The organism is Microvirga sp. 2TAF3, assembly GCF_052114965.1.
Taxonomy (GTDB): domain Bacteria; phylum Pseudomonadota; class Alphaproteobacteria; order Rhizobiales; family Beijerinckiaceae; genus Microvirga.
The window spans coordinates 51,049-70,953 of sequence record NZ_JBFRFT010000006.1; the positions used below are offsets into that span (position 1 = coordinate 51,049).

16 protein-coding genes are annotated in these 19,905 nt (G+C 64.4%); 3 read left to right on the plus strand and 13 right to left on the minus strand.

Annotated features, from left to right (window positions below; translation table 11 throughout):
• Nucleotides 1-90: 90 nt before the first annotated feature.
• Together putA and AB4Y97_RS08080 are read left to right on the plus strand one after the other, a co-directional pair.
• Entirely contained in the window at nucleotides 91-3,189 is a 3,099-nt protein-coding gene (putA, locus tag AB4Y97_RS08075; protein WP_441998510.1) for a bifunctional proline dehydrogenase/L-glutamate gamma-semialdehyde dehydrogenase PutA, read from the plus strand.
• A gap of 2 nt (nucleotides 3,190-3,191) precedes the next feature.
• Nucleotides 3,192-3,602: an ACT domain-containing protein gene (locus tag AB4Y97_RS08080; RefSeq protein ID WP_441998511.1), complete on the plus strand. Its 411-nt coding sequence runs from the start codon at nucleotides 3,192-3,194 to the stop codon at nucleotides 3,600-3,602.
• A 68-nt stretch (nucleotides 3,603-3,670) separates the two neighbouring features.
• Here the strand turns inward: AB4Y97_RS08080 and AB4Y97_RS08085 are convergent, their stop codons facing one another.
• The 8 genes from AB4Y97_RS08085 to AB4Y97_RS08120 all read right to left on the minus strand — a co-directional run bounded on the left by AB4Y97_RS08085 (nucleotide 3,671) and on the right by AB4Y97_RS08120 (nucleotide 12,316).
• The gene (locus tag AB4Y97_RS08085) at nucleotides 3,671-4,072 is read right to left on the minus strand and encodes a F0F1 ATP synthase subunit epsilon (RefSeq protein WP_441998512.1); all 402 of its coding nucleotides are present in this window, start codon (nucleotides 4,070-4,072) and stop codon (nucleotides 3,671-3,673) included.
• 116 nt (nucleotides 4,073-4,188) lie between these two features.
• Nucleotides 4,189-5,631, minus strand: a complete 1,443-nt coding sequence (gene atpD, locus AB4Y97_RS08090) for a F0F1 ATP synthase subunit beta (protein WP_441998513.1) — start codon at nucleotides 5,629-5,631, stop codon at nucleotides 4,189-4,191.
• 22 nt (nucleotides 5,632-5,653) lie between these two features.
• Nucleotides 5,654-6,529: a F0F1 ATP synthase subunit gamma gene (locus AB4Y97_RS08095; protein ID WP_441998514.1), complete on the minus strand. Its 876-nt coding sequence runs from the start codon at nucleotides 6,527-6,529 to the stop codon at nucleotides 5,654-5,656.
• Nucleotides 6,530-6,568: 39 nt separating this feature from the next.
• Nucleotides 6,569-8,098 (minus strand): F0F1 ATP synthase subunit alpha, encoded by a 1,530-nt coding sequence (gene atpA / locus AB4Y97_RS08100; RefSeq protein ID WP_441998515.1) that lies wholly within the window; start codon nucleotides 8,096-8,098, stop codon nucleotides 6,569-6,571.
• On the minus strand, nucleotides 8,098-8,670 hold the full coding sequence (locus AB4Y97_RS08105; RefSeq protein WP_441998516.1) for a F0F1 ATP synthase subunit delta: 573 nt from the start codon (nucleotides 8,668-8,670) through the stop codon (nucleotides 8,098-8,100). Before AB4Y97_RS08105 ends, atpA begins: the two co-directional genes overlap by 1 nt.
• Nucleotides 8,671-8,885: 215 nt before the next feature.
• A complete protein-coding gene (locus AB4Y97_RS08110) occupies nucleotides 8,886-9,446 on the minus strand; it encodes a histidine phosphatase family protein (RefSeq protein ID WP_441998517.1) in 561 nt (186 codons plus the stop codon).
• Nucleotides 9,447-9,489: 43 nt separating this feature from the next.
• Nucleotides 9,490-11,652 (minus strand): primosomal protein N', encoded by a 2,163-nt coding sequence (locus tag AB4Y97_RS08115; RefSeq protein WP_441998518.1) that lies wholly within the window; start codon nucleotides 11,650-11,652, stop codon nucleotides 9,490-9,492.
• A gap of 43 nt (nucleotides 11,653-11,695) precedes the next feature.
• Nucleotides 11,696-12,316, minus strand: coding sequence for a class I SAM-dependent methyltransferase (locus AB4Y97_RS08120; RefSeq protein WP_441998519.1), 621 nt, complete (start codon nucleotides 12,314-12,316; stop codon nucleotides 11,696-11,698).
• A gap of 84 nt (nucleotides 12,317-12,400) precedes the next feature.
• Here AB4Y97_RS08120 and AB4Y97_RS08125 point away from each other — a divergent pair, with 84 nt between their 5' ends.
• Nucleotides 12,401-13,381: a tyrosine recombinase XerC gene (locus tag AB4Y97_RS08125; protein ID WP_441998702.1), complete on the plus strand. Its 981-nt coding sequence runs from the start codon at nucleotides 12,401-12,403 to the stop codon at nucleotides 13,379-13,381.
• A 6-nt stretch (nucleotides 13,382-13,387) separates the two neighbouring features.
• Here the strand turns inward: AB4Y97_RS08125 and AB4Y97_RS08130 are convergent, their stop codons facing one another.
• From AB4Y97_RS08130 to AB4Y97_RS08150, 5 genes are all read right to left on the minus strand, one after another.
• Nucleotides 13,388-14,011, minus strand: a complete 624-nt coding sequence (locus AB4Y97_RS08130) for a thymidine kinase (protein ID WP_441998520.1) — start codon at nucleotides 14,009-14,011, stop codon at nucleotides 13,388-13,390.
• 7 nt (nucleotides 14,012-14,018) lie between these two features.
• On the minus strand, nucleotides 14,019-15,419 hold the full coding sequence (gene lpdA / locus AB4Y97_RS08135) for a dihydrolipoyl dehydrogenase (protein ID WP_441998521.1): 1,401 nt from the start codon (nucleotides 15,417-15,419) through the stop codon (nucleotides 14,019-14,021).
• A 3-nt stretch (nucleotides 15,420-15,422) separates the two neighbouring features.
• Nucleotides 15,423-15,644 (minus strand): hypothetical protein, encoded by a 222-nt coding sequence (locus AB4Y97_RS08140; protein WP_441998522.1) that lies wholly within the window; start codon nucleotides 15,642-15,644, stop codon nucleotides 15,423-15,425.
• Nucleotides 15,645-15,654: 10 nt separating this feature from the next.
• Nucleotides 15,655-16,875, minus strand: coding sequence for a 2-oxoglutarate dehydrogenase complex dihydrolipoyllysine-residue succinyltransferase (gene odhB, locus AB4Y97_RS08145; RefSeq protein ID WP_441998523.1), 1,221 nt, complete (start codon nucleotides 16,873-16,875; stop codon nucleotides 15,655-15,657).
• Between the two features lie 62 nt (nucleotides 16,876-16,937).
• The gene (locus tag AB4Y97_RS08150) at nucleotides 16,938-19,898 is read right to left on the minus strand and encodes a 2-oxoglutarate dehydrogenase E1 component (protein ID WP_441998524.1); all 2,961 of its coding nucleotides are present in this window, start codon (nucleotides 19,896-19,898) and stop codon (nucleotides 16,938-16,940) included.
• Nucleotides 19,899-19,905: the final 7 nt, after the last annotated feature.

A 19,905-nucleotide genomic window follows, 5' to 3' on the forward strand; every position in this document is an offset into this window, starting at 1 on the left:
TGTCCGGATATTCTACGGCCAAGCTCCGGAAATCGCCATCGAAACACGCTGCGACGCCTCCTATATTTCAGCCATCCTCGGGAGAACGCCATGATCCAAGTCGCCACCTCTGTCCTGCCCTTTAATCCACCCTATGCGGAGGATGACAAGGCTATCGCCACCCGGCTTCTCGCCGGATCCCGGCTGTCGCCGGAGCGGGAGCGCCGGGTGGATCAGCGGGCAAAACGGCTGATCGAGGCGATCCGCGCCAAGGGCAACGGGCTCGGCGGCGTCGAAGAGATGCTGCGCGAATACGCGCTCTCCACCAAGGAAGGCCTTGCCCTCATGGTGCTGGCCGAGGCTCTGCTGCGGGTGCCCGATTCCGCGACGGCCGACCGCCTCATCGAGGACAAGCTCGGACAGGCGGATTTCGCCGGACATGAGGCGAAGTCCGATTCCTTTCTGGTCTCGGCCTCCGCCTGGGCGCTCGGCATCACGGCGCGCATCATCCAGCCCGGCGAGACGCCGGAGGGTATCCTGCGTCAGCTCACTAAGCGCCTCGGCCTCCCCGCCGTGCGCACGGCAACACGCCAGGCCATGCGGGTGATGGGCAGTCATTTCGTGCTGGGCCAGACCATCGAAGAAGCCCTGAAGCGCGCCAGCTCCAGCAAGGGCCGGCTCTATCGCTATTCCTTCGACATGCTCGGCGAAGGCGCGCGCACGGCAGACGACGCGCGACGCTATTTCGACTCTTATGCTTCAGCCATCGAGGCCATCGGCGCTTCAGCCGGCAACGAGCCATTGCCGAACCGCCCCGGCATCTCGGTCAAGCTCTCCGCGCTCCATCCGCGCTATGAAGCGACCAGCCGCGAGCGGGTGATGCGCGAGCTGGTGCCGCTCGTCATCGAACTGGCGCAGAAAGCCAAGGCCTATGACCTCAACTTCACTGTCGATGCGGAGGAGGCGGACCGGCTTGAGTTGTCTCTGGAGGTGATCGAGGCAGTGATCGCCGATCCGTCGCTCGCCGATTGGAACGGTTTCGGCCTCGCCATCCAGGGCTATCAGAAGCGCGCGGGCGCCGTGATCGATGCCATCGCTGCCATGGCCGAACGCCATGACCGACGCATGATGGTGCGCCTCGTCAAAGGCGCCTATTGGGACACGGAGGTGAAGCGCGCCCAGGAGCGTGGGCTCGACGATTATCCGGTCTTCACCCGTAAGGCGATGACCGATCTCAACTATGTCGCCAGCGCGGAAAAGTTGCTTGCCCTTCGCCCGCGCATCTATCCTCAATTCGCCACCCACAACGCGCTCACCGTAGCCTCGATCATCGAGCGGGCGGGCGGAACGGAGGGCTACGAATTCCAGCGCCTGCATGGTATGGGCGAGGCACTCTACGCGCGCCTTCTTGAAGACGAGCCGGGATTGGCCTGCCGGACTTACGCACCCGTCGGTGGCCACCGCGATCTGCTCGCCTATCTTGTGCGGCGCCTGCTTGAGAACGGCGCCAACTCCTCCTTCGTATCGGTAGCGGCAGATGAAGCAGTCCCCGTGGAGGCTCTCCTGAAGCGGCCGGCGGACATTATCGTTTCGCCCGACAAGGCGCGCCATCCGAAGCTGCCCCTGCCTCGCGATCTCTACGGTCCGGGCCGGCCCAATTCGAAGGGTGTGGAGTTCGGCAACAGGACCGCACTCGACGCGCTGCTCGAAGAGATTGCGAAGAGTGCGCAACAAACCTATGACGCCGAGCCCATCATCAACGGGAAGGTTGTCGGGGGGCAGAAGCGTCCGGTCGTCAGCCCCATCGACGGCACCACCATCGCCGGGCAAGTCGGCGAGGCGTCGCCCGAGGTGGCAGACAAGGCCATCGTTGCGGCTCAGGCGGGTTTTGCCACTTGGAGCCAAACGGATGCGGAGGTTCGGGCGCAAGCCCTGATGCGCGCGGCCGACCTGCTCGAAGCGCGCCGCGGCGCGCTGCTTCATCTGCTTCAGACGGAAGCCGGCAAGACCCTTGACGACGCCCTGTCGGAGGTGCGCGAGGCTGTTGATTTCTGCCGCTACTATGCCGCGCAGGGACGCGCGCTGTTCGGCTCCGGCGAAACGATGCCCGGACCGACGGGAGAGAGCAATGTTCTTCGCCTGCGCGGGCGCGGCGTGTTCGTCGCGATCTCGCCCTGGAACTTCCCGCTTGCCATTTTCCTCGGACAGGTGGCGGCGGCCCTGATGGCAGGCAACGCCGTCGTCGCCAAGCCGGCGGAGCAGACGCCGCTGATCGCAGCGCTTGCCGTAAAGATTTTGCACGAGGCCGGCGTTCCCGTATCCGCGCTGCATCTCGTCCCCGGTGACGGACGCGTCGGCGCGCGACTTGTCGAGCATCGCGATGTGGCGGGTGTCGTCTTCACCGGCTCGACGGATGTGGCGCGCCTCATCAATCGCAGCCTTGCGGCGAAGGACGGCCCCATCGTTCCGCTCATCGCCGAGACGGGAGGCATCAATGCGATGATCGTCGATGCCACGGCACTGCCCGAGCAAGTGGCGGACGACGTCGTGATGTCGGCCTTCCGTTCCGCCGGTCAGCGCTGCTCTGCTTTGCGGCTCCTGTGCGTACAGGAGGATGTGGCGGACAAGATGATCGAGATGATTGCGGGCAATGCCCGTGAATTGAAACTCGGCGACCCGCGTGAGATTTCGACCCATGTCGGCCCCGTCATCGACAGCGAGGCGAAGGAGCGGCTCGACGCCCATGTGAGCGCCATGAAGCGTTCCGCAAAGGTGCACTATGCAGGGGACGCTCCCGATGCAGGCACCTATGTCGCGCCGCATATCTTCGAGCTGGACCGCCCGGCCGCCCTGGCCGAAGAAGTGTTCGGCCCGATCCTGCATGTGATGCGCTACAAATCAGGGCGCCTCGATGAGGTACTGCAGGCCATCGATGCAACCGGCTACGGCCTGACCCTTGGCGTGCATTCACGCATCGATTCCACCGTAAACCGCATCGTCGAACGCCTTTCGGTCGGCAATGTCTATGTCAATCGCAACATGATCGGCGCCGTCGTCGGCGTACAGCCCTTCGGCGGGCATGGCCTCTCTGGCACGGGACCGAAAGCTGGCGGCCCGCACTATCTGCTGCGTTTCGCCACCGAGCAGACGGTAACAATCAACACGGCGGCGGCGGGCGGTAACGCGAACCTGATCGCGATGGGAGAATGAGGATGACGGGCGAGACCGATCTTCAACGGCTCATCGCCTCGATGACGCCCGTCCTCCAGCCCGACACTTACGTCTTCGTCACCACCGACAAACCGGCGCCGGATCTTGTGGCGGCCGCCCTCATGCTTTTTCGCGAGGATGAGGGCGTGACGCTGATCGTGCCGCAAACGGTGGCACGCGCGAAAGGCCTCGCGGCGATCTATCGGTGTCGCTGCATCACCCTGTCGATCCATTCATCGCTGGAGGCGGTCGGTTTTGTGGCGGCCGTCACGAGCGCGCTTGCGCAGGCCCGCATCGGCGTGAATCCGGTCTCGGCCTATTTCCACGATCATCTGTTCATCGCGGAAGATGGTGTCGGGGACGCGATGGAGATTCTGCGCCGTCTCTCGGACTCAGCGGCCGCGCCTGTCTGAGGGCGGGCTTTTCGCCCTACTTACGTCGTGAAAAAGAAAAACCCGGCTCGGGGCCGGGTGCTTTCGGATCAGTAGTTCAACGCCGCCTTGGCTTCCCGCAACTGGGCGACGGCCGACTCGGCCGCATGCTTCGTCGCCAGATCGCCGCTGGCATCGTACTGCATCTCGGCCTGAAGGATCTCGCGGTCGAGAACCTCCTGCGTCAGTTCCTCGGCGGGCAGCGCCCGCTCGGCAAGGACGGTGAGGCCGTTCTGATTGATGTCGGCGAAGCCGCCGCGGATGAGAATCCGCTTTCCGTTGCCGGGCGTGTCGGTGATGACGAGGAACCCGGTCTTGAGGGACGTCATCATCGGCGCATGACCGGCGAGAACCGTCATGTCGCCCTCGGTCGCGGGCAGGACGACCGCGTCGACCGCGCCCGAATACAGCACGCGCTCGGGAGAGACGAGTTCGAATGTGAAGGTCGCCATATCAGCCCCTCGTCATCCGGGCCGCAGCAAGGCGGAAATCCGGGATCGTTCTGGAGTTTACGCGTCGTGCGTCCCGGACCGTGAAACCCGATCCGGGATGCTGCTCGTTTGTCGAATTACGCCGCTTCGGCAGCGAGGCGCTGGGCCTTCTCGATCGCCTCGTCGATGGAGCCGACCATGTAGAAGGCAGCTTCGGGCAGGTGATCGTAGTCGCCGTTCACGAGACCCTTGAAGCCCTTGATGGTGTCTTCGAGCGCCACGAGCTTGCCGGGCGAGCCGGTGAAGACTTCGGCCACGAAGAAGGGCTGCGACAGGAAGCGCTCGATCTTACGGGCGCGGGCCACGGTCAGCTTGTCCTCTTCCGACAGCTCGTCCATGCCGAGAATGGCGATGATGTCCTGGAGCGACTTATAGCGCTGAAGGATCTGCTGAACCTGACGGGCCACGTTGTAGTGCTCCTCGCCGACGATGGCGGCGGAGAGCATGCGCGAGGTCGAGTCGAGCGGATCCACGGCCGGGTAGATGCCCTTTTCCGCGATCGAGCGCGACAGCACGGTCGTGGCGTCGAGGTGGGCGAAGGAGGTGGCCGGGGCCGGATCGGTCAGGTCGTCGGCGGGCACGTAGATGGCCTGCACCGAGGTGATCGAGCCCTTGGTGGTGGTGGTGATGCGCTCCTGCAGCGCGCCCATGTCGGTCGCGAGCGTCGGCTGATAACCCACCGCCGACGGAATACGGCCGAGAAGCGCCGACACCTCGGAGCCCGCCTGCGTGAAGCGGAAGATGTTGTCGACGAAGAACAGCACGTCCTGACCCTGGTCGCGGAAGTTCTCGGCGACCGTCAGGCCGGTGAGCGCGACGCGGGCACGGGCGCCCGGGGGCTCGTTCATCTGGCCGTAGACGAGGGCGCACTTGGAGCCTTCGCCGCCGCCGAGCTTGTTCACGCCCGATTCGATCATTTCGTGGTAGAGATCGTTGCCTTCGCGGGTGCGCTCACCGACGCCGGCGAACACGGAGTAGCCGCCGTGCGCCTTCGCGACGTTGTTGATGAGCTCCATGATCAGCACGGTCTTGCCGACGCCGGCGCCACCGAACAGGCCGATCTTGCCGCCCTTGGCGTAAGGCGCGAGCAGGTCGACGACCTTGATGCCCGTGACGAGGATCTGCGCTTCCGTCGCCTGCTCCGCATAGGACGGGGCCGGCTGGTGGATGGCACGGGTGCCTTCCGACGGTATGGGGCCGGCTTCGTCGACCGGCTCGCCGATGACGTTCATGATGCGGCCGAGCGTACCGGCGCCGACGGGCACCGAGATCGGCGCGCCGGTATCGGTGACGGGCTGGCCGCGGACCAGACCCTCGGAGGTGTCCATGGCGATGCAGCGGACGGTGTTCTCGCCGAGCTGCTGGGCCACTTCAAGCACCAGACGATTGCCCTGGTTGGTGGTTTCCAGCGCGTTCAGGATTTCCGGCAGGTGGCCTTCGAACTTCACGTCGACGACGGCGCCGATGACCTGCGTGATGTGGCCGGTCGGCTTGCCGGCTTTGTTGGCGGTGTTGGCCATGATTGGCTCCTCTCGGATGTCGTCAGAGCGCCTCGGCGCCCGAAATGATTTCGATCAGTTCCTTGGTGATCATCGCCTGACGCGACCGGTTGTAGGTCATCGTCTGCTTCTTGATCATCTCGCCCGCGTTGCGGGTCGCATTGTCCATGGCGCTCATGCGCGCGCCCTGCTCGGATGCGGCGTTTTCCAGAAGCGCGCGGAAGATCTGCACGGTCAGGTTCCGCGGCAGCAGCGCCGTCAGGATCTCGCCCTCATCGGGTTCGTAATCGTAGACGGCATCAGCGGCCGAGGAGGCCCCGGACTCGATCTGGGCCGGCACGATCTGATGCGCCGTCGGGATCTGGGCGATCACCGAGCGGAAGCGCGAGTAGAACAGGGTCGCCACATCGTACTCACCCTGCTCGAAGAGTGCGAGCACCTTCTGAGCAATCTGGTCGGCCTGCTCGAAGCCGAGCTGGCGCACCGAACGCAGATCGATGAGATCGATGATCTGCTGGCCGAACTGGCGACGAAGAATATCGTAGCCCTTCTTGCCCACGCAGATGATCTTCACGGTTTTGCCTTCCGCCATCAGCCGGTTGGCATGGTCGCGGGCCAGACGGGCGATGGAGGAGTTGAACGCGCCGCACAGGCCGCGCTCGGCCGTGCAGACGATCAGGAGATGCACCCGGTCGGAGCCGGTGCCGGCCAGAAGACGCGGCGTCTCGGGCCCGACAGTAATGCCGGACGCGAGGTTGCCGAGAACCACGGCCATGCGCTCCGCATAAGGACGCGCGGCTTCCGCCGCTGTCTGCGCGCGGCGCAGCTTCGCAGCGGCCACCATCTGCATGGCCTTGGTGATCTTCTGCGTCGCCTTCACCGAGGCGATGCGGTTACGAAGGTCTTTCAAGCTCGGCATCGAGCGGCCCTATCCTCTCCGGAAACCCGGTTCGATCTTTTAGGAGAACGACTTGGCGAAGGACTGGACGACGTCCTTGAGCTTCGCTTCCGTATCGCTCGTCAGATCCTTGCTGGAACGGATCGCCTCCAGAATGTCGGCATGCTTGCTGCGCAGAGTGCCGAGCAGGCCGTCTTCGAAGGCGCGGACACGGTTGAGCGGCAGCGCGTCGAGATAGCCGTTCACGCCGGCATAGATCACCGCCACCTGTTCTTCCATCTTCAGCGGCGAGAACTGCGGCTGCTTCAGAAGCTCGGTGAGGCGCGAGCCGCGGTTGAGCAGGCGCTGGGTCGTGGCGTCGAGGTCCGAGCCGAACTGAGCGAAGGCCGCCATTTCGCGGTACTGCGCCAGCTCGCCCTTGATCTTGCCGGCGACCTTCTTCATCGCCTTCGTCTGGGCGGCCGAGCCCACGCGGGACACGGAGAGACCGACGTTCACCGCCGGACGGATGCCCTGGTAGAACAGGTCCGTCTCAAGGAAGATCTGGCCGTCGGTGATCGAAATCACGTTGGTCGGGATATAGGCCGACACGTCGTTGGCCTGCGTCTCGATGACCGGCAGAGCGGTCAGCGAACCCGCACCCTGCGAATCGTTGAGCTTCGCGGCGCGCTCGAGAAGACGCGAGTGGAGATAGAACACGTCGCCCGGATAAGCCTCGCGGCCCGGCGGACGGCGGAGCAGAAGCGACATCTGGCGATAGGCGACGGCCTGCTTGGACAGATCGTCATAGGTGATCACGGCATGCATGCCGTTGTCGCGGAAGTACTCGCCCATGGCGCAGCCGGCGAACGGCGCCAGATACTGCATCGGGGCCGGATCGGAAGCGGTCGCGGCGACGATGATCGAGTATTCCAGCGCGCCGTTCTCTTCCAGCACCTTCACGAACTGCGCGACCGTCGAGCGCTTCTGGCCGATGGCGACGTAAACGCAGTACAGCTTCTGCGACTCGTCGTTGCCCTGGTTGAGCGGCTTCTGGTTGAGGATCGTGTCGAGGGCGATCGCGGTCTTTCCGGTCTGGCGGTCGCCGATGATCAACTCGCGCTGGCCGCGGCCGACCGGGATGAGGGCGTCGATGGACTTGAGGCCCGTCGCCATCGGCTCGTGCACCGACTTGCGCGGAATGATGCCCGGGGCCTTCACGTCCACGCGGCGGCGCTCGGTCGCCTGGATCGGGCCCTTGCCGTCGATGGGGTTGCCGAGCGCGTCGACGACGCGGCCGAGCAGGCCCTTGCCGACCGGCACGTCCACGATGGCGCCGGTGCGCTTCACGGTCTGGCCTTCGGCGATCTCGCGATCGGAGCCGAAGATCACGATGCCGACATTGTCGGATTCGAGGTTGAGCGTCATGCCACGCACGCCGCTCTCGAACTCGACCAATTCGCCGGCCTGAACGTTGTCCAGACCATAGCAGCGGGCGATGCCGTCGCCGACGGACAGGACCTGACCGACTTCGGTGACTTCAGCCTCGGTACCGAAGTTCTTGATCTGCTCTTTGAGGATCGCGGAGATCTCAGCGGCTCGAATGTCCATCAGCGGACCTCTTTCATCGCTAGACGAATGGAATTGAGTTTGGTGCGCACCGAGGCATCCACCATGCGGGAACCCATCTTTACGATGAGGCCGCCGATGAGGCTCGGGTCGATCTTGACGTCGAGGGCGACGTCAGCCTTGGCGACGTCGCGCAGCGCCGCCTTGATTTCGTTCATCACCTTGTCGGAAGGCTGCTCCGCCAGCATGACCTGGGCCCGGACGATGCCCTTCGCATCGGCCACGAGTTCGCGATAGGCGCGGATCATGTCGGGCAGAGCGAAAAGGCGACGCTTGGAGGCCACCAAGCGGATGAAATTGCCGGCAAGACCCGAAATGCCGGTCTTGTCGAGGATGGCGCCGATCGCGCCGGCCTGCTCTTCCGCCGTGAAGACGGGGTTGCGGATCAGGCGCTGCAGATCGGCGCTCTCTTGAATCAGCCGTCCGAAGCGGTCGAGATCGCCGGCGACGGCGTCCACGGAATTCGCTTCCTGAGCGAGCTCGAACAGCGCCGAGGCATAGCGTTGCGCCACGCCCGACAGGAGGGGTCCTTCTTGCGAACCGCTTTGCGCCACTTGAATCGTCTCTCTCAAGTCTTACGGGTTTCGGACCGGCAGAGTCTCGGAAGGCTCTCGGGAAACCCGTCAGGTCGGTGGAAATGAGCCAGGGGGGAGGTCTCTCCGCCCGCTAGGCAGGGGTGCACTAGCATGGGTTTTTCGCAGGCGCAAGGCGAGGCGGGCCAAGAGTCTCCGATCTAGGCTCCTACCGGCTCCGCCGAGGGGCGGCGGCCTTAGAGTTCCAGGATTGCAACCTCGCAGTTCCGCAGCTGTTGTCCCGTGAGATGGGAGAAGAAAGTCCCATGACCGACGACGGCGATGAGACTCTCCGGCCGGGCAGCAAGCCAGTTGCGGAATTGTCCGACCCGCTCGGCCAAGATTGCTGTCGGTTCGGTCACGAAACCTCGCTCGTCGGGCTCGCCGTCATTGTGCCACCAGATCTCGTTCAGGTGCCCGAAGGAGAGATTCGGAAAATCCTGAGCCAGAAAGCCGGGCGCCCGTCCGACATCGCAGCTGCTCTCGAGATATTCCCGATGCAGGCATTCCACATGGATCGGCGGCGATGCGGGATGATCGCCGAACAGCCCGAGGGTGGTCTGGATGGCCCGGGTCAGAGGCGAGGTTACGACCAGCTCATAGGAATGGACACGCAACTCGGGAGCCCGCTCCGCGACCTGCCGGCGGCCAAGCTCGGTCAGGGGTGCATCGGGATGCATCGGATCGAGCCCGGTTTCAGCGAAATGGGCGTTGAAGGTGGATTGGCCGTGGCGGATGCAGTGAACAATCTTGGTCATGGTGCCCCTTTTATCGTCTTGTTATCGTCTTGTCGTTTCATCGTCATAAAAAGCTCTGCGGATCCACATCGATGGTGACGCGAGTATTGCCGCGCACTTTCGGGCATCGCGCCATCCAGGCGCGCAGATAAGCCTGGAGATCGACCTCGCGCTCCGTCTTCACCAGGAGCCGGTAGCGGTAGCGTCCCCGGATCAGGGCGAGCGGCGCCTCGGCCGGGCCAAGCACCGTAACCCCGGGCGGCGGCTCCGTTACCTTGGCCATGGCGCGGGCATGGGCTTCCGCCGCCTCTCGCTCGGCGGCCGACACGATAAGGGATGCCAAGCGGCCAAACGGCGGCAGGCCTGCCATCTCGCGCACGCGGGTTTCCTCCCTGTAGAAGCGTTCGGCATCACCCGAGACCAGGGCCGCAATGACCGGATGGTCCGGTTGCCAGGTTTGGACCAGCGCGCGGCCGGGCTTTTCGCCGCGCCCGGCGCGCCCCGTAACCTGTTGGAGCAGTTGGAAGGTACGCTCCGCCGCGCGGGGATCGCCGGAAGTGAGGCCGATATCCGCGTCTAGCACGCCGACCAGGGTCATGAGCGGGAAATTGTGCCCTTTCGCGACGAGCTGAGTGCCGATCACGATGTCGAATTCGCCGTCCGCGATGGCGGCGAGTTCCCGCCGCAGACGCTCCGTGCCGCCGGGGAAGTCACTGGAGAGTACGATGCCGCGCTTGTTCGGGAACAGTTCGGCGACCTCCTCGGCAATTCGCTCGACGCCCGGACCGCAGGAGGTGAGCGAATCGACGCTGCCGCAGGAGATGCAGGCCTGCGGCGTGCGTTCCACATGGCCGCAATGGTGACAGACCAGGGACCGCCGGAAGCGGTGCTCCACGAGCCAGGCGGAACAGTTGGGGCATTCGTAGCGGTGGGCACAGGCTCGGCAGAGGGTGAGCGGCGCATAGCCGCGACGGTTGAGGAAAAGCAGAACCTGCTCGCCCCGTCCCAGATTTTCCTCCATGGCGCCGATCAGGCTCGGCGAGAGCCAGCGCCCACGCAGAATGGTTTCACGCTTCAGATCCACCGGGCGGATCTGCGGCAATTGCCGGCCACCGAAGCGCTCGGGCAGTTGCACATGGCGATAACGACCGCGCTCCACATTGACCCGACTCTCGATGGAGGGGGTGGCGGAGGCCAGAACGACCGAGGCATTCTCGATCCGTCCCCGCACCACCGCCATGTCGCGGGCATGATAATGGACGCCATCATCCTGCTTGTAGGCGGCCTCATGCTCCTCATCGACCACGATGAGGCCGAGATCGGCATAGGGAAGGAACAGGGCCGAGCGGGCCCCGGCCACAACCTTCACTTCGCCCGAAGCGATGCCCGCATAAAGCCGCTCGCGCTTCCGGCCCGAGACACCCGAATGCCAGGTGGCGGGCTTCACGCCGAAGCGGGCGGCGAATCGGTCGAGGAACTGGGCCGTCAGCGCGATTTCCGGCATGAGGATGAGCGCCTGCCGCCCCTGCCGCACGGCCTCGGCCACCGCCTCGAAATAGACCTCCGTCTTGCCGGAACCGGTGACGCCTTCCAGCAAGGTGACGGGCGCATGCTCCTCGGCCAGGGTCGCGACGAGAGTCTCGGCGGCGGCCCGCTGATCCTCCGAGAGGCCGGTGTGGCGGAAATCCGGATCCGGTGCCTCGGCGGCGGGCTCCGCCATCAGGGCCACGGTTTCCAGCGTGCCTTCGTCGATCAGGCCGTCGAGGACTCCGACGCTGACCCCGGCCTCCTGGGCCAGCTCGCGCTTGAGACGGACGAGCCCGCCCCTCGCCGCCTCGACGACGCGCTGCCGGGCGGGCGTCATGCGTTTGGGGAGGTCGCCTGCCAGCCGGACCCCGACGCGGACGGCCTCCGGTCGTTCGCCGTCGACCAGCTTGAGGCCCATGGCGAGAGCCGAGCCCTTGGGCGCGAGGGTGTACCAGGCGACCCAATCGAGAAATTTGCGCATTTTCGGCGAAAGCGCCGGCGCGTCGATACGGCCCGTGATCTTCTTGAAATTGGCGCCCGATCCTTCGCGCAGGCCCCAGACCACGCCGGCCACCTCGCGGGTCGCCAGCGGCACCTGCACCACATCGCCCTCCTTGAGGGGCAGCCCATCGGGCACGGCGTAGCTGTAGGCCGTGTCCAGTGCCAGCGGAATGAGGACATCGGCGATCTTTGGAGCCATCAGGAAACAAGCATGAGGAACGATGGGGCGATTGATAGACGATTTACGCCCGCTTTGTCTTTTCAAAAGCAAGCTTGGTCCAGCTCACGCCCGGGCGCCCGTGCATGTCCTCGGACCTGTTCAGTTGGAGAAGCTCAAGGCCCTCCCCCCTCGCCGCCTCGATGAACGGCTCGATGGGAATCTCGAACATGCGCGCACCGACCGGCACCGGTCCTTTGCGAATGCTCATCAGTAGGCGCCCTCGCGGCTTGAGAAGAGACAGGACGTTCGGTAGCGCGCGGCGTCGCTCCTCCTCGGTGAGGTGCATCCACACCGCCGTCATGAGGATAAAGTCCGCCTCGATGCCGAGCCTCCGCACACGGGACAGGTCCGGCAACAGATCGTCGCACCACGTGATGGCGGGATCCGGATGCAGGCGCTGGCCATGTGCCCGCATTTCGGCGGTCGGCTCTACGGCAAGGACGGAAAAGCCCCGCGCGACGAGCGCCGCTGCATCGCGCCCCGTCCCGGCGCCGATATCGATGACCTGCCCGCCTTCCGGCACGAAGGCAGCCAGGGGTCCGTAAATATCGTCGAACGTCAGGTTCTCGTAACGCACGGCCAGAATATCGGCGTTCTCAGCGTAGCTCGCATTGCTCGGAAGGCTTGGGGCCGAATCGGTCATTGAATGTCGTCTGTTCGTTTCATGGCGGATGAGTATCTCGCGGTGTTCACGCTTTTGAAACAGCAGGACACCGATACTCGCGCCATGAGTTCACCGAAACCCGCCTCGCCCCTCGATCTCGCCCTGCCCGGCGCGGAGGATACCCGCCGGGAGGCGATGCTTTGGCTTGCTTCGCTCGCCAAAGAGCGCCGTCTCTCGGCGAAGACGGTGGAGGCCTATGCCCGTGATCTGCGCCAGTTCCTGACCTTTCTCACCGGACATCTCGGCGAGCCCCCGAGCATCAAGGGTATTCTTGGCCTTAAGCCCCTCGACATACGCTCTTTCCTCGCTGCCCGCCGAATGGAGGCCGTTCAGAGCCGCTCCCTCATGCGCCAGCTCGCGGCCCTGCGCTCCTTCGCGCGCCACCTGGAGCGTGACGGCCATGGCACGGCCTCCGCTTTCGCGGCGATTCGCACGCCGAAGGTGGACAAGAATCTGCCCCGCCCCCTCTCCGCCTCTTCCGCCGTCGCAGTAACGGATACGGAGACCCGCGCGGGCGAGAACCGCAAGCCCTGGATCCTGGCGCGGGACGCTGCGGTGCTGTCGCTTCTCTACGGGGCGGGCCTGCGCATCTCCGAAGCGCTCGGCCTTCAACGGCGCGATGCGCCGATTCACGGGACCGATTCGATCACGGTCACCGGCAAGGGGGGCAAGATGCGCAGCGTACCGGTGATCCCGGCGATTCAGCGAGCCGTGGAGGAATATCTCCACCTCTGCCCCTATTCAGTGCCGCCGGAGGGTCCGCTTTTCGTCGGCGCACGCGGCGGCCCGCTTTCGCCGCGCATCATCCAGCTGGCGGTGGAGGAACTGCGTGGTGTGCTCGGCCTGCCCGACAGCGCCACACCCCATGCGCTTCGCCATTCCTTCGCCACCCATCTTCTGGCTCGCGGCGGCGACCTGCGGGGCATCCAGGAGCTCTTAGGGCACGCCTCGCTCTCGACGACGCAGCTCTACACGAAAGTGGATGCGACGAGGTTGATGGATGCGTTCGATTCGGCGCATCCGCGAGCGCGGGTGAAAGCCTGAGCCCCGCTACTCCGCCGCCACCGTCCGGGACAGCAATTGCCGTGAGGCGGGGCCGATGTCACCCGAGGTCCAATGAGGGCGGCAGACGGAGACGTAGCGGCCCTCGCCGCCGATCTCGACCACCTCGCCCGAGCGGACGGCCTGACCGTTGCGGTCGTATTTGAGAATCATCGTCGCCTTGCGGCCGCAATGGCAGAGCTGCTTGATCTCCTGGAAGTCGTCGGCCAGCGCCATGATCACGGCGATCGCATCGCTGAACAACGTGCCGTAGACGTTGTTCTTCAGCCCATAGGCCATGACGGGCACCCGCAACTCGTCGACGATCCACGCAAGCTGGCGGGCCTGGTCAGCCGTCATGAACTGCACTTCGTCGATCAGGACGACAGTGACCGGTTTCTTGGCGTTCTCAGCCGCGACAATGGCGTCGATGGCCTCATCCTTTCGCAGGGGAATCGCATCGGACTCAATGCCGATGCGAGACCTCACCTTGCCGACACCGAAACGGTCGTCGATCAGGCTCGTGAACAGCAGCACATGGCCGCCGTTCTCGATGTAGTTATGCCGAACCTGCAGGAGATGCGTGGTCTTGCCTGCGTTCATCACCGAGTAGAGGAAGTGAAGTTTCGCCATCGACCGATCACATATGGATCGCGCGCTTCTCCACCGCCATCGCGGCTTCCTTGACCGCTTCGGCGAAGGTCGGATGCGCGTGGCAGGAGCGGGCGATATCTTCCGACGAGCCGCCGAACTCCATGGCGATGACCGCCTCGTGGATCAATTCGCCGGCATTCGCGCCGACGATGTGAACGCCGAGCACCTTGTCCGTCGCCGCATCCGCCAGCACCTTCACGAAACCCTCGGTCAAGCCGATCGCCTTGGCGCGGCCATTGGCCATGAAGGGGAACTTGCCGACATTGTAGGCGATGCCGGCAGCCTTCAGTTCCTCCTCGGTCTTGCCGACGGAGGCGACTTCCGGCGCGGTATAGACCACGCTTGGAATCACGTCGTAATTCACGTGGCCCGCCTTGCCGGCGAGAATTTCCGCCACCGCGACGCCCTCGTCCTCCGCCTTGTGCGCGAGCATCGGGCCGGCGATCACATCGCCGATGGCATAGATGCCGGTGACGTTGGTGGAGAAATGCGCGTCGGTCTGAATGCGGCCGCGATTGTCCCGCGAGACGCCGATCTCGTCGAGACCGAGGCCCTGCGTGTAGGGCACGCGGCCGATGGCGACGAGCACCACATCGGCCTCGATGGTCTCCGAAGCGCCACCGGCGGCGGGCTCGACGGTGAGGGTTGCGCCCTTGCCCTTCTTCTCGACCTTCGTAACCTTCGAGCCGAGCTTGAACTGGAAGCCCTGCTTGGTGAGCATGCGTTGGAAGTTCTTGGCGACCTCGCCATCCATGCCGGGCAGGATCCGGTCGAGATACTCGACCACGATCACCTCCGAGCCGAGACGACGCCACACCGAACCGAGTTCGAGGCCGATGACGCCCGCGCCGATGACGACGAGGCGCTTCGGCACGCTCTCCAATTCCAGCGCGCCGGTCGAGGACACGATGACCTTCTCGTCGATCTCGACGCCCGGCAGACGGGCCACATCCGAGCCGGTCGCGATGACGATGTTCTTCGTCTGCAGAACCTGGTTCGAGCCGTCCTCGCCGGTCACTTCGACCTGGCCGGCGGCGGCGATGCGGCCCAAGCCGAAGAACACGTCGACCTTGTTCTTCTTGAGCAGGAACTCGACGCCCTTCACGTTACCGTCCACGCCCTCCTGCTTGAAGGTCTGCATCTTCTTCACGTCGATCTTCGGCGTGCCGACGCTGATTCCGAGCTTGTCGAAATGCGTATTCGCATCCTCGAAGGCGTGAGAGGCGTGAAGCAGCGCCTTGGACGGAATGCAGCCCACATTGAGGCAGGTGCCGCCATGGGTCTTGCGCTTTTCAACGACAGCCGTCTTGAGGCCGAGCTGCGCCGCGCGGATGGCACACACATAGCCGCCGGGGCCGGTACCGATGACGATGAGATCGTAGGACATTGATTAACTCTTTGCTGCAGCTGCATTCAGCTTTTTTGCCGTCTCATCCACGTCACCATCGACGAGCAAGAATGGCAGTTCGCCATTCTTTGCGTCCACTCCGGCTGCAAAGAATATGCAGGTTGCTCGACCGACATTTTCGCGAATGTAGGCAATTCGATCTGGGTTCACGTAAACCTTGACCTGATTGCCCGCCGTTTTGAATGGGATGAGACGGCTAGTCATTATACCTAACTCACAGGTCCAGAACGAGACGCGCCGGATCCTCCAGGGCTTCCTTCACGCGCACCAGGAATGTCACGGCCTCCTTGCCGTCGACGATACGGTGATCGTAGGAGAGCGCGAGATACATCATTGGGCGGATGACGACCTGGCCGTTGCGGGCCACCGGACGATCCTCGATGCGATGCATGCCGAGAATGCCCGATTGCGGCGCGTTGAGGATCGGGGTCGACAGGAGCGAACCGTAGATGCCGCCATTGGTGATGGTGAAGGTACCACCCTGCATCTCGTCGATGGAAAGCTTCCCGTCGCGGGCGCGGCGGCCGAAATCGGCGATCTTCTTCTCGATCTCGGCGATGGAGAGCTGATCCGCGTCGCGCACGACCGGAACCACGAGGCCCTTCTCCGTGCCGACAGCGATGCCGATGTGATAGTAGTTCTTGTAGACGAGATCCTGACCGTCGATCTCGGCATTGACCGCCGGGATTTCCTTCAGCGCCTGGATCACCGCCTTGGTGAAGAAGCCCATGAAGCCGAGCTTTACGCCGTGCTTCTTCTCGAAGACGTCCTTGTACTGCGCACGCAGGGACATCACGGCGCTCATGTCCACGTCGTTGAACGTGGTCAGCATGGCGGCGGTGTTCTGGGCGTCCTTCAGGCGGCGCGCGATGGTCTGGCGCAGCTTGGTCATCTTCACGCGCTCTTCTCGCGACGCATCGACCGGGGCGGAGGGCGCGCGGACCTGAACCGGGGCGCTCGGAGCCGGAGCGGTAACGCCGGACGCGATGGCGGCGAGCATGTCGCCCTTCGTCACGCGACCGTCCTTGCCCGTGCCCGCGACAGCCGCAGGCGAGACACCGCTCTCGGCGGCGATCCGGCCGACAGCCGGACCGGGTTCCTTGACCGCAGCGGGGGCAGCGGCTGGAGCCGGGGCGGGCGCGGCTGCGGGAGCAGCCTTCGGCGCTTCGGCCTTGGGCGTAGGAGCAGCGGCCGCGCCACCCTCGACGATAGAGCCGAGCACTGCGCCGGGGGCCACCGTCTCGCCATCCTTGGCAATGATGTCGCCGAGCGTGCCGCTGGCGGGGGCATTGACCTCGAGGGTTACCTTGTCCGTTTCGAGCTCGACAACGGGCTCGTCGGCCTTCACGGGATCGCCGGGCTTCTTGAACCAGCGGCCGATGGTGGCCTCTGAAACGGATTCGCCAAGGGTGGGTACGCGGATTTCGGTCGCCATGTTCGTCTTGTCGGGTCAGGGCCTCTCGGCCCAGGGATAAGGAGAAAGTCTTTCGCGGCTATTTAAGCCGCGAAAGCCTCGTCGAGGAAAGCCTGCAATTGAGTCAGATGCTTGGACATCAGGCCGGTGGCGGTGGCGGCGGAGGCGGCGCGACCCACATAACGGGGGCGATCCACCTTCGAGCCGGCAGTCTTGAGCACCCACTCGAGATAGGGCTCGACGAAGGTCCAGGAACCCATGTTCTTGGGCTCTTCCTGGCACCACACCACGTCGGCTTTCTTGAAGCGGGAGAGCTCCGCCGCGAGCGACTTCGCCGGGAACGGATAAAGCTGCTCGACGCGCATCAGATACACATCGTCCAGCCCACGCTTCTCGCGCTCCTCGTAAAGGTCGTAATAGACCTTGCCCGTGCAGATCACGACGCGACGGATCTTGTCGTCCTTGACGAGCTTGACGCCGTCCGTGTTGCGCTGCGCGTCATCCGCCAGCACACGGTGGAACGAAGTGCCTTCCGAGATGGCGGAAAGCGGCGACACGGCGCGCTTGTGGCGCAGCAGCGACTTCGGCGTCATCAGGATCAGCGGCTTGCGGAACTCGCGTTTCAGCTGACGGCGCAGGATGTGGAAGTAGTTCGACGGCGTGGTGCAATACGCAACCTGCATATTGTCCTCCGCGCACATCTGCAGCCAGCGCTCGAGACGGGCGGAGGAGTGCTCCGGTCCCTGGCCCTCATAGCCGTGCGGCAGGAGGCAGACGAGGCCGGACATGCGCAGCCACTTGCGTTCGCCGGACGAGATGAACTGGTCGAACACCACCTGCGCGCCGTTGGCGAAGTCGCCGAACTGCGCTTCCCAAAGCGTCAGCGCATTGGGTTCGGAGAGCGTGTAGCCGTATTCGAAGCCGAGCACCGCCTCTTCCGAGAGCATCGAGTTGATGACCTCGTAACGAGCCTGGTCCTCGCTGATATGGTTGAGGGGCGTATAGCGCTCCTCGTTCTCCTGATCGGTGAGAACCGAATGGCGTTGCGAGAAGGTGCCGCGCTCCACATCCTGCCCGGAAAGACGGACGCGATGGCCCTCGACCAGGAGTGAGCCGAAGGACAGGGCTTCCGCCATGGCCCAATCGATGCCCTCGCCCGTCTCCATCATCTTCTTGCGGTTATCGAGGAAGCGCTGGATCGTGCGGTGAAGATGGAAACCCTCCGGCACGGTAGTGAGCGCCTTGGCGATCGCCTGCAGAGTCGCGACGGAGACGCCGGTCTGGCCGCGACGCGGATCGTCGGCGTCCTCACGCACGGCCTTGAGGCCGGCCCAGCGGCCATCGAGCCAGTCGGCCTTGTTGGGCTTGTAGTTCGAGGCGATGTCGAACTCGGCGTCGAGCTTCGAGCGCCAGGCGTTCTTCATTTCCTCGATCTCGGCGTCGCTGACCGCGCCTTCCGCCAGGAGTTTCTTGGAGTAGATCTCCAGGATCGACGGATGCGACCGGATCTTGCGATACATCAGCGGCTGGGTGAAGGCCGGCTCGTCGCCCTCGTTGTGGCCGAAGCGGCGGTAGCAGAACATGTCCACCACGACCGGCTTCTGGAACTTCTGGCGGTATTCGGTCGCAACCTTGGCCGCGAACACCACCGCCTCCGGATCGTCGCCGTTCACGTGGAAGATCGGTGCCTCGACCATCTTCGCCACATCCGACGGATAGGGCGAGGAACGCGAGAAGCGCGGATCGGTGGTGAAGCCGATCTGGTTGTTGATGATGAAGTGGATCGAGCCGCCGGTGCGGTGACCGCGCAGGCCGGACAGGCCCAAGCACTCCGCCACCACGCCCTGGCCCGCAAAGGCCGCGTCGCCGTGGATGAGGAGCGGCATGACCGCCGTGCGGTTCTCCGGCGAGCAGCCATGCTGATCCTGCTTGGCGCGCACCTTGCCGAGCACCACCGGATCGACGATCTCGAGATGCGACGGATTGGCGGTGAGCGACAGGTGGACGTTGTTGCCATCGAAGGTGCGGTCCGACGACGCGCCGAGGTGATACTTCACGTCGCCCGAGCCTTCCACGTCGTCGGGGGCGAAGGAGCCACCCTTGAATTCGTGGAACAGCGCCCGATGCGGCTTGCCCATGACCTGGGTCAGCACGTTGAGGCGGCCGCGATGGGCCATGCCGAGCACGATTTCCTGCACGCCGAGATTGCCGCCGCGCTTGATGATCTGCTCGAGCGCCGGGATCAGCGACTCGCTACCGTCCAAGCCGAAGCGCTTGGTACCGGTGTATTTCAGGTCGAGGAACTTCTCGAAACCTTCCGCCTCGACGAGTTTGTTGAGGATGGCGCGCTTGCCCTCGCGGGTGAAAGTGATCTCCTTGTCCGGCCCCTCGATGCGCTCCTGGATCCAGGCCTTTTCCGCCGGGTCGGAGATATGCATGAACTCGACGCCGAGCGTCTGGCAATAGGTGCGCTCCAGGATCGTGACGATCTCGCGAATGGTGGCGAATTCGAGCCCGAGCACGTTGTCGAGGAAGATCTTGCGGTCCCAGTCGGCGTCCGTGAAGCCATAATGGGAGGGATGCAGTTCCTGGTCGTTCGGGCGCGGGTTGATCCCCAGCGGATCGAGCTTGGCGTGTAGGTGGCCGCGCACGCGATAGGCGCGGATGAGCATGATGGCCCGCACGGAATCGCGGGTTGCCTGCAGCACCTGCTCCTGGCTGATCTCGGCGCCCTTGTTCTGCGCCTTCGCCTTGATCTTGTCGCCGACCGCCTTCTCGACCTGGGCCCAGTTGCCATCGAGGGCGGAAATGAGTTCGCCATTGGCCGGGACCGGCCAGTTCGGCTTCTTCCAGGAGGCGCCGCGCGCATTCTGGGTGACGGCCTGCTTGTCGTCCTTCAACGCGCCGAAGAAGGCCTGCCATTCGGGATCGACCGAGGCCGGGTTCTCCTGGTAGCGGGCGTAAAGATCCTCGATATAGGGAGCGTTCGCTCCGTCGAGGAAAGCGGTGTTGAGGAACTTTTCGTTGGCGTCCTGGCGGGACATGATCATT

Excerpts from the sequence above, each read along its gene's own strand:
- AB4Y97_RS08110 (WP_441998517.1), bottom strand. The coding sequence starts at position 9,446 with ATGACCAAGATTGTTCACTGCATCCGCCACGGCCAATCCACCTTCAAC.
- putA (WP_441998510.1), top strand. The coding sequence starts at position 91 with ATGATCCAAGTCGCCACCTCTGTCCTGCCCTTTAATCCACCCTATGCG.
- AB4Y97_RS08115 (WP_441998518.1), bottom strand. The coding sequence starts at position 11,652 with ATGGCTCCAAAGATCGCCGATGTCCTCATTCCGCTGGCACTGGACACG.
- AB4Y97_RS08125 (WP_441998702.1), top strand. The coding sequence starts at position 12,401 with ATGAGTTCACCGAAACCCGCCTCGCCCCTCGATCTCGCCCTGCCCGGC.
- AB4Y97_RS08085 (WP_441998512.1), bottom strand. The coding sequence starts at position 4,072 with ATGGCGACCTTCACATTCGAACTCGTCTCTCCCGAGCGCGTGCTGTAT.
- AB4Y97_RS08130 (WP_441998520.1), bottom strand. The coding sequence starts at position 14,011 with ATGGCGAAACTTCACTTCCTCTACTCGGTGATGAACGCAGGCAAGACC.
- AB4Y97_RS08095 (WP_441998514.1), bottom strand. The coding sequence starts at position 6,529 with ATGCCGAGCTTGAAAGACCTTCGTAACCGCATCGCCTCGGTGAAGGCG.
- lpdA (WP_441998521.1), bottom strand. The coding sequence starts at position 15,419 with ATGTCCTACGATCTCATCGTCATCGGTACCGGCCCCGGCGGCTATGTG.
- AB4Y97_RS08080 (WP_441998511.1), top strand. The coding sequence starts at position 3,192 with ATGACGGGCGAGACCGATCTTCAACGGCTCATCGCCTCGATGACGCCC.
- AB4Y97_RS08150 (WP_441998524.1), bottom strand. The coding sequence starts at position 19,898 with ATGTCCCGCCAGGACGCCAACGAAAAGTTCCTCAACACCGCTTTCCTC.
- AB4Y97_RS08140 (WP_441998522.1), bottom strand. The coding sequence starts at position 15,644 with ATGACTAGCCGTCTCATCCCATTCAAAACGGCGGGCAATCAGGTCAAG.
- odhB (WP_441998523.1), bottom strand. The coding sequence starts at position 16,875 with ATGGCGACCGAAATCCGCGTACCCACCCTTGGCGAATCCGTTTCAGAG.
- AB4Y97_RS08120 (WP_441998519.1), bottom strand. The coding sequence starts at position 12,316 with ATGACCGATTCGGCCCCAAGCCTTCCGAGCAATGCGAGCTACGCTGAG.
- atpD (WP_441998513.1), bottom strand. The coding sequence starts at position 5,631 with ATGGCCAACACCGCCAACAAAGCCGGCAAGCCGACCGGCCACATCACG.
- atpA (WP_441998515.1), bottom strand. The coding sequence starts at position 8,098 with ATGGACATTCGAGCCGCTGAGATCTCCGCGATCCTCAAAGAGCAGATC.